We start from the raw sequence: 7,566 nt of genomic DNA on the forward strand, positions 1-7,566 counted from the left end.
CTCAGGCACGCACCGGCGGCGAAGTCCACGCTGGCGGGAAGCGGCACGGCCTGCGCCTCGGGCAGCACGATTGCTTCCGCTGCCGTGCCGAACGGGCGGCGCCACTGGCCGTTCCAGACCCACACGCGCTGGCCGACGCGGCCGTGGTCGACACCGGCACCGACAGCGTCGATCTCACCTGCGCCGTCGCTGTGGGGGATGACGCGTTCGGCATTGAGCGCGCGTCCGCGCCGCGCTTTCACATCGGACGGGTTTACACCGGAGGTAGCGAGCCGCACACGCACGTCGCCCGGACCGGGCAGCGGCGTCGCCATATCGCCTGTCTCCAGTACGTCGCGCGCCGCGCCATTGCGTTCATACCATGCCGCTCTCATGACCATCTCCCGCCATTGACAAGTTTCGAAAATCCGGCGCAGGCTTTGTCATCCGCAATCATCATGCAGGTCAATCTTGAATCGCCCCGAAACCGTTTCCGGCACCGACGTTAAGCACAGCTCTTCCGTATCGCCAGCAGCAGGCGGAGAAATTTCAACACAAGCCGCCGAAGCAATGGGGGATTTCATCTCACCGGATCACGAGGCCGAATATCGCGCCTTCGTCGCGGAGCATCCGGACCTGGAGGCGGTGGAGTTTCTGATCGTCGATCCAAACGGCGTGATTCGCGGCAAATGGGCACCGGGCGACAGTCTCAAGAAGGCGTTTCAGGAAGGCGTCAACTTTCCCATGTCGCTGCACGGGCTGGATGTCTGGGGGCGCGAAGTCGACGAGACAGGGCTGCACATCGAAACCGGCGACAAGGACGGTTATTGCCGGGCCACGCGCGGTTCGCTTTCCATCGTGCCATGGGCCAAGCGCAAGACGGCGCAGGTGCTCTTGCAGACTTTCACACCCGAAGGCGAGCCGTTCATGGCGGATTCGCGCCAGGTGCTGAAACACAAGGTGGCGGAGGCCAATGCGAAGGGCTTTTTCCCGGTCGCCGCCTTCGAACTGGAGTTCTATCTGCTCGACCCGGAAAAGCAGGATGCCGTCGGCATGCCCACCCCGCTCGGAGCGGGCGAGGGGCCGGACCGGCTGCGCATGTACGGGCTCGACGATCTGGCTGAGAACGCAGCGCTGTTCGACATGATCCGCGATGCGGCTGATGCACAGAACCTGCCGATCGACACGATCATCAAGGAAGCCGCGCCCGGCCAGTTCGAGGTCAATCTCAAGCACAGGGCGGATCCGTTACGGGCGGCGGACGACGTGATTCTCTTGCGCCGCATCGTCATGGGCTGCGCGCGCGAGCATGGGCTGACGGCCACCTTCATGGCCAAGCCCTTCATCGAACACGCGGGCAACGGCATGCATGTCCACACCTCCATGCTGAATGAGGGCGGGCGGAATGTGTTCGCCGGCGATGCGGGGCGCACGCGGCTGCTATCGGCGGTGGCCGGGCTTATCAAGACGATGCCGGAATCGCTCCTTCTCTACATCAACACCTGGAACGGCTTTCGCCGCATCACGCCCGGCTCCTACGCGCCGACCCATGCGGTGTGGGCGGAGAACAACCGTTCGGTGGCGCTGCGCATTCCCGTCTCGACGGAGGAAAACCGGCGCGTCGAGCACCGCATCGCAGGGGCCGACGCAAACCCTTATCTGGTGATGACGGCCATCATCCAGGGCATGATCGAGGGCATGGAGAGCGGCGCCATGCCGCCGCCGCCGGTGGAAGGCAGCGCCTATGACGAAACGGCCGATCTCGGACGGGAACTGCCCGACGACATGGACGACGCCCTGCAGCTCGCCTCCAGAAGCAGCTTCATGGACCGTGCGCTGGGGCCGCTTCTGGCGAAGGTTTATCGCGATCTGAAGCGGGCGGAAATCGTCGCCTTCTGGAGCGAGATCACACCGCTCGAACGCACCACTTATCTTTGAGCCCTAACGGAAAAATGCCGCTTGTCGCATTCCCGAAACGACAATAGGGTTGAACAAAACATGCGGGTGCCGACCGGCAAGGAAGGTCGGCTGAACACGTCCCCAGGGGAGAAATTTCATGCTGCGTAAGACCGTCTTCGTTTCCTGCGTTTCGCTGGCCGCCATCGCCTGCCCGGCGGCTGCCAATGCGCAGGACCGCGTCGTCAACGTCTACAACTGGTCCGATTATATCGACGAGTCGATCCTCGAAGATTTCACCGAGGAAACCGGGATCAAGGTCGTGTACGACGTGTATGATTCGAACGAGATTCTCGAGACCAAACTGCTGGCGGGCGGATCGGGCTACGATGTGGTCGTGCCCTCGGGCGAGTTTCTCGGGCGGCAGATCAGCGCCGGCGTGTTCCAGAAACTCGACAAGGACAAGTTACCGAACCTTGCCAATATGTGGGACATGATCAATGAGCGCGTGGCGGTCTACGATCCCGGCAACGAGCACTCCATAAACTATATGTGGGGCACGACGGGCGTCGGCTACAATGTCGGCAAGGCCGAGGAAATTCTCGGCACCGCCAAGGTCGACACCTGGGACGTGATGTTCACGCCCGAACTGGCCGAGAAATTCAAGGATTGCGGCATCTACATGCTGGATTCGGCCAGCGAGGTGGTGCGTTCGGCATTGATCTATCTCGGCCTCGACCCGAACGCGCCTTCGGCCGACGATCTCGCCAAGGCGGAGGAACTGCTGCTGTCGGTCCGCCCCTATGTGCGCAAATTCCATTCGTCCGAATACATCAACGGACTGGCCAATGGAGACATCTGCCTGGCGCTGGGGTATTCGGGCGATATCTTCCAGGCGCGCGACCGCGCCGCCGAAGCCGACCAGGGAGTCGAAGTGGGGTATACGATCCCGAAAGAGGGCGCGCTCCTTTGGTTCGATCAGATGGCCATCCCCGCCGACGCCCAGAATGTCGACGAGGCCCATGAGTTCCTCAACTACATCATGCGCCCCGAGGTGATCGCCAAGGCCTCGAACTACGTCGTCTACGCCAATGGCAACAAGGCCGCGCAGGCGGAGATGGACGAAGAGGTGATCGGCGATCCGGCCGTCTATCCCGACGAGGCAACCATGGAGAAGCTGCAGGCGCCGCTGCCCTACGACATGCGCACCCAGCGACAGGTCACGCGCATGTGGACCAAGGTCGTTACCGGCCAGTAAACCGTTTCGGGACGGGGGATTGCCGATGAAGTCGCTTGGCAGCACGCGCCGCAGCTTTGCACCCTGGGCCGATCCCCAGGCGAAGCCGTACATCACCTTCCAGAACGTCACCAAGGCGTTCGGCGACTTCACGGCGGTCGACGACCTCTCCCTCGACATCCACGAGCGCGAGTTCTTCGCGCTCCTGGGCGCCTCGGGCTGCGGCAAGACCACGCTTCTGCGCATGCTGGCGGGCTTCGAGCAGCCCACCACCGGCCGCATCTTTCTCGACGGGCAGGATCTTTCGGGCATTCCGCCGCACAAGCGGCCCGTCAACATGATGTTCCAGTCCTATGCGCTGTTCCCGCATATGACGGTGGAGAAGAACATCGCCTTCGGCCTGAAGCAGGACCGGATGCCGGCCGACGAGATCAAGGATCGCGTGGCCTCGATGCTCAAACTGGTGAAGCTCGAACCCTTCGCCAAACGCAAGCCGCACCAGCTCTCCGGCGGTCAGCGGCAACGCGTGGCGCTGGCGCGTTCGCTGGCCAAACGGCCCAAGCTGTTGCTTTTGGACGAACCGCTGGGCGCGCTCGACAAGAAGCTGCGCGAAGAGACCCAGTTCGAACTGATCGATCTGCAATACGATCTCGGGCTGACCTTCATGGTGGTCACCCACGATCAGGAAGAAGCGATGACCATGGCCGACCGCATCGCGGTGATGGACAAGGGCAAGGTCATTCAGGTGGCGACGCCGGCGGAAATCTACGAGGCGCCGAATTCGCGTTTCGTTGCCGATTTCGTTGGCTCGATCAACATGTTCGAGGGAACCGTGACGGCCTCCGACAAGGACACCGCACGGATTGCCGATGCGACCGGCTTCGAGCTTTCGGTGCTGAACGGCGCCGGCGCCGAGACGGGCGCGACCGTGTGGTTCGCCGTCAGGCCGGAAAAGATCGACATTTCGCGCAAACGCCCGGAGAGGGCGGCGAATGCGGTGGAGGGCGAAGTCTGGGACATCGCCTATCTCGGCGACATGACGATCCACCATGTGAAGCTCGACGATGGACGCATCGTCAAGGCAAGCAGCATCAACCGGCGACGCGCCGTGGAGGACGCGCTGACCTGGCACGACCGGGCCTGGATTTCCTTCCCGGCCGATGCCGGCGTCGTGCTGACGCGGTAGCTGGCGATGGCTCGATTATTTTCCTCCATCGCCGCTCGCCTCGTCATTGCGGTTCCCTATTTATGGCTGTTGGTCTTTTTCCTTGCGCCGTTCCTGATCGTCTTCAAGATTTCGCTCTCGGAACCGGCGTTGTCCATGCCGCCCTATCAGCCGGTGTTCGATCTCGCCGGGGGCGTTTCAGCCCTGTTGGAGCGACTGGGCCAACTGTCCTTCGCCAATTATCTCTGGTTGCTGGACGATCCGCTTTATATCAACGCATATCTGTCGAGCATCTGGATCGCCGCCGTTTCGACACTGATCACGCTGGCTGTCGGCTATCCCATCGCTTACGGCATGGCGCGGGCGCCAGCGTCGATCCGTCCGACGCTTCTCATGCTGGTCATCCTGCCGTTCTGGACGAGCTTTCTGATCCGCGTCTATGCGTGGATCGGCATTCTGAAGCCGGAGGGGCTGCTCAACCAGTTCCTGATGTTGCTGGGGCTGATCGACGAGCCGCTCGTCATCCTCAACACCACGACCGCCATCTATATCGGCATCGTCTATTCCTACCTGCCCTTCATGGTGCTGCCGCTCTATTCCACGCTTGAAAAGATGGACGGTTCGCTGATCGAAGCGGCGCGCGATCTGGGCTGTCCGCCCATGGCCGCTTTCTGGAAGATCACCTTCCCGATGTCGCTGCCGGGCGTGGTGGCCGGCTGCATGCTGGTTTTCATCCCAGCGGTGGGCGAGTTCGTCATTCCCGATCTGCTCGGCGGCTCGCGGACGCTGATGATCGGCAAGACGCTGTGGACGGAGTTCTTCAACAACCGCGACTGGCCCGTGTCATCGGCGGTGGCCGTGATTCTGCTTCTGATCCTGATCGTGCCGATCATGTTCTTCCAGCGCTCCCAGGCGCGCTCGCGCGAGACAGGGAGCTAGCCATGGCCGGGAGTTGGGGACGTTTCAACATCGTGTCGCTGGTGCTGGGCTTCGCGTTCCTGTACCTGCCCATCCTTCTGCTGGTGATCTATTCGTTCAACGAGTCGCGGCTCGTCACGGTCTGGGCCGGCTTCTCGACCAAATGGTATGTGGAACTGTTTTCCAATCGCGGGCTGATGGATGCGGCCTGGGTAACGGCACGGGTTGCCTTCCTGTCGGCGACCGTGGCGACCGTGCTGGGCACGATGGGCGCGGTCGCGCTCAGCCGCTACACACGGTTTCGCGGACGTCTGCTCTTCTCCGGCATGGTCTTCGCGCCGCTGGTCATGCCGGAAGTCATCACCGGTCTTTCGCTGCTGCTCTTGTTCGTGGCGATCAATTTCGACCGTGGTTTCTTCACCGTGACCATCGCCCACATTACATTTTCCATGTGTTTCGTGGCCGTTGTGGTTCAGTCGCGGCTTCTGAGCTTCGATCAGTCGCTGGAGGAAGCCGCGCTCGATCTCGGTGCGACGCCGGTGAGAGCCTTTTTCCAGGTTACGCTGCCGGTGATCATGCCGGCGGTCATCTCCGGCTGGATGCTGGCGTTCACCCTGTCGCTGGACGATCTGGTGATCGCCAGCTTCACGTCCGGTCCCGGCGCCACGACCCTTCCGATGAAGATCTACAGCCAGGTGCGGCTTGGCGTAACGCCGGAAATCAACGCCGTCTGCACCATCCTCATCGGCATCGTGGCTGTGGGCGTGATCGCGGCCTCCATCGTCACAAAACGGCAGGAGGTTCAGCGCCGCCGCGACGAGCAGACGGCCATGCACATGGCCACTTGACGGCTGAAAACGCCGCGGCCGGCAGGCTTATTCGATCAGAAAGGGCGCGATAAACGGGGCGTTCCAGGAGCCGCCGACAAAGAAGGTTTCGCGTGGCGCTTCATCCGTGCCGGCCGTTTCAGATGCGGTTTCATCATCCGGACCCGTCTCCGGCCGCACGATGCTGCCCGACAGAGCGATGCCGCGGCCGGCAAACGGCACGAGTCCGCCAAGCGTTATTTTTTCGCCAGTTTCCAGCCTGGCTTCCGCGGTGTCGATCCAGGCGATGCCGCCGGACAGAGTCGCTTTCAGATCCGCGCCCTCGATGGTCAGTTCGCCATCGGCGATGTCTTCCAGCGGGAAGAAGGAGCCTTTGTCGTTGTGTTCGCGGAAGGTCTCGAGATTGAGGCCGAGAATGCTGCCATTGCCGAAACTGGCCGAGATCGAACCGTCCGACGTTTCGAGTATCTCATCAAGCGTTTCGCCATGACCCTTGAGGAAGACCGAGAAGGACCCCTTGGCTTTCGGCATGAAAGCGGTGAAGTGGAGCTTGTCGCCCATCAGGGCGCCATCGATGTTCTCGGCGGTAATGCGCAACTCGGCCTGATCCTTTCCCTCGACATTGTCGAGCCGAACGCCGAGTTGAAGCATGCCGCCAAATGCCGTGGCGTCGGAAATGTCGAGACTGACCAAACCGTCTCGCACCTGGGCGGTGGCGGCAACGCGGGTCATCGACACCGAGCCCGCGGTCGCTTCGGCTGCAGAAAGACGAAGGTCGAAATTCAGGTCGCGTGCCCATGGGGCCGTGGCCGCCTGGGTCGGCGCTTCGGGCTCCGGCGCAAGCGTGTTCAAAAGCGTGCCCAGGTCGAGCGCGTTGAAGGCGAGGGTGCCGGAAATGGTGGGGCGCGCATCGCCAAACGCCACGTCGAAAATGCCGGTAGCGTTGCTGTCGCCGAGGCTGAATTCCGTGTTCTCGAACTTCACGCGTTTGGCATCGCCTATGACGGTGCTTTTCAACGTGGCCGGTTTGATGGTGCTGCCTGGCCAGTCTTCGAGCATCGTCCATTCGAGCACGCGCTGCAGCGAGGGTGCCGAACTTTCAAGTGTGCCGTTGACGAAGGTGTTGTCGACAAGGTCGGCTTCACCCTTGAAGGAAAGGTTCAACGGCGTGCTTTTGAGGGAAAGTGAAAGAGCGGTCTTGCCACCCGCCAGCAAAAGAAGAGGTTCCTCGGTGGATGCGTCGACCGTGACGCTTTCGCCATGCCAGATGCCTTTGGCCGACAGTGTCGCGGCGCGGTTGAGTGCCGGCCAGTTGAAGGTGCCCGTGAGGCCGCTCAAAAACGGCGGCCGGTTGGCTCCGTTGAGGGCGATCACGCGCCCGTCCTCGATCTCGACCGTCGCGAAGCTGTCGCTGGGTAGGGCGCTTCTGTTTGGCGCGGCCGGATCGGCCGCCAGCAATTCGCGGGCGGCCTCCACCGACTGGGCGAGTTTGCCCCAATTCGGAATCGTCTGAACGCGCATGACACCGCCGGTGTCTTCCAGCC

Annotated in this window: 7 protein-coding genes; 5 read left to right on the forward strand and 2 right to left on the reverse strand. The window is 62.2% G+C overall.

Features of this window, described 5'->3' with window-relative positions; translation table 11 throughout:
* The coding region (locus QZ638_RS21000; RefSeq protein WP_295814074.1) for an alcohol dehydrogenase catalytic domain-containing protein at positions 1–374 on the reverse strand (374 nt) is incomplete at its 3' end.
* 175 nt (positions 375–549) lie between these two features.
* Here QZ638_RS21000 and QZ638_RS21005 point away from each other — a divergent pair.
* The 5 genes from QZ638_RS21005 to QZ638_RS21025 all read left to right on the forward strand — a co-directional run bounded on the left by QZ638_RS21005 (position 550) and on the right by QZ638_RS21025 (position 6,043).
* Positions 550–1,917 carry a glutamine synthetase family protein gene (locus QZ638_RS21005; protein ID WP_295814076.1) on the forward strand — a complete coding sequence of 456 codons (1,368 nt, stop codon included), beginning with the start codon at positions 550–552 and terminating at the stop codon, positions 1,915–1,917.
* Between the two features lie 118 nt (positions 1,918–2,035).
* The gene (locus QZ638_RS21010; protein WP_295814078.1) at positions 2,036–3,133 is read left to right on the forward strand and encodes a polyamine ABC transporter substrate-binding protein; all 1,098 of its coding nucleotides are present in this window, start codon (positions 2,036–2,038) and stop codon (positions 3,131–3,133) included.
* 25 nt (positions 3,134–3,158) lie between these two features.
* Positions 3,159–4,298, forward strand: a complete 1,140-nt coding sequence (locus tag QZ638_RS21015) for an ABC transporter ATP-binding protein (RefSeq protein WP_295814081.1) — start codon at positions 3,159–3,161, stop codon at positions 4,296–4,298.
* 6 nt (positions 4,299–4,304) lie between these two features.
* Positions 4,305–5,216 carry an ABC transporter permease subunit gene (locus QZ638_RS21020; RefSeq protein WP_295814084.1) on the forward strand — a complete coding sequence of 304 codons (912 nt, stop codon included), beginning with the start codon at positions 4,305–4,307 and terminating at the stop codon, positions 5,214–5,216.
* Positions 5,217–5,218: 2 nt separating this feature from the next.
* Positions 5,219–6,043, forward strand: coding sequence for an ABC transporter permease (locus QZ638_RS21025; protein ID WP_295814086.1), 825 nt, complete (start codon positions 5,219–5,221; stop codon positions 6,041–6,043).
* 27 nt (positions 6,044–6,070) lie between these two features.
* Here the strand turns inward: QZ638_RS21025 and QZ638_RS21030 are convergent.
* On the reverse strand, positions 6,071–7,566 hold a 1,496-nt coding region (locus tag QZ638_RS21030), incomplete at its 5' end, for an AsmA-like C-terminal region-containing protein (protein WP_295814088.1).

It is taken from the genome of uncultured Nitratireductor sp., from assembly GCF_913053745.1.
Taxonomy (GTDB): domain Bacteria; phylum Pseudomonadota; class Alphaproteobacteria; order Rhizobiales; family Rhizobiaceae; genus Nitratireductor.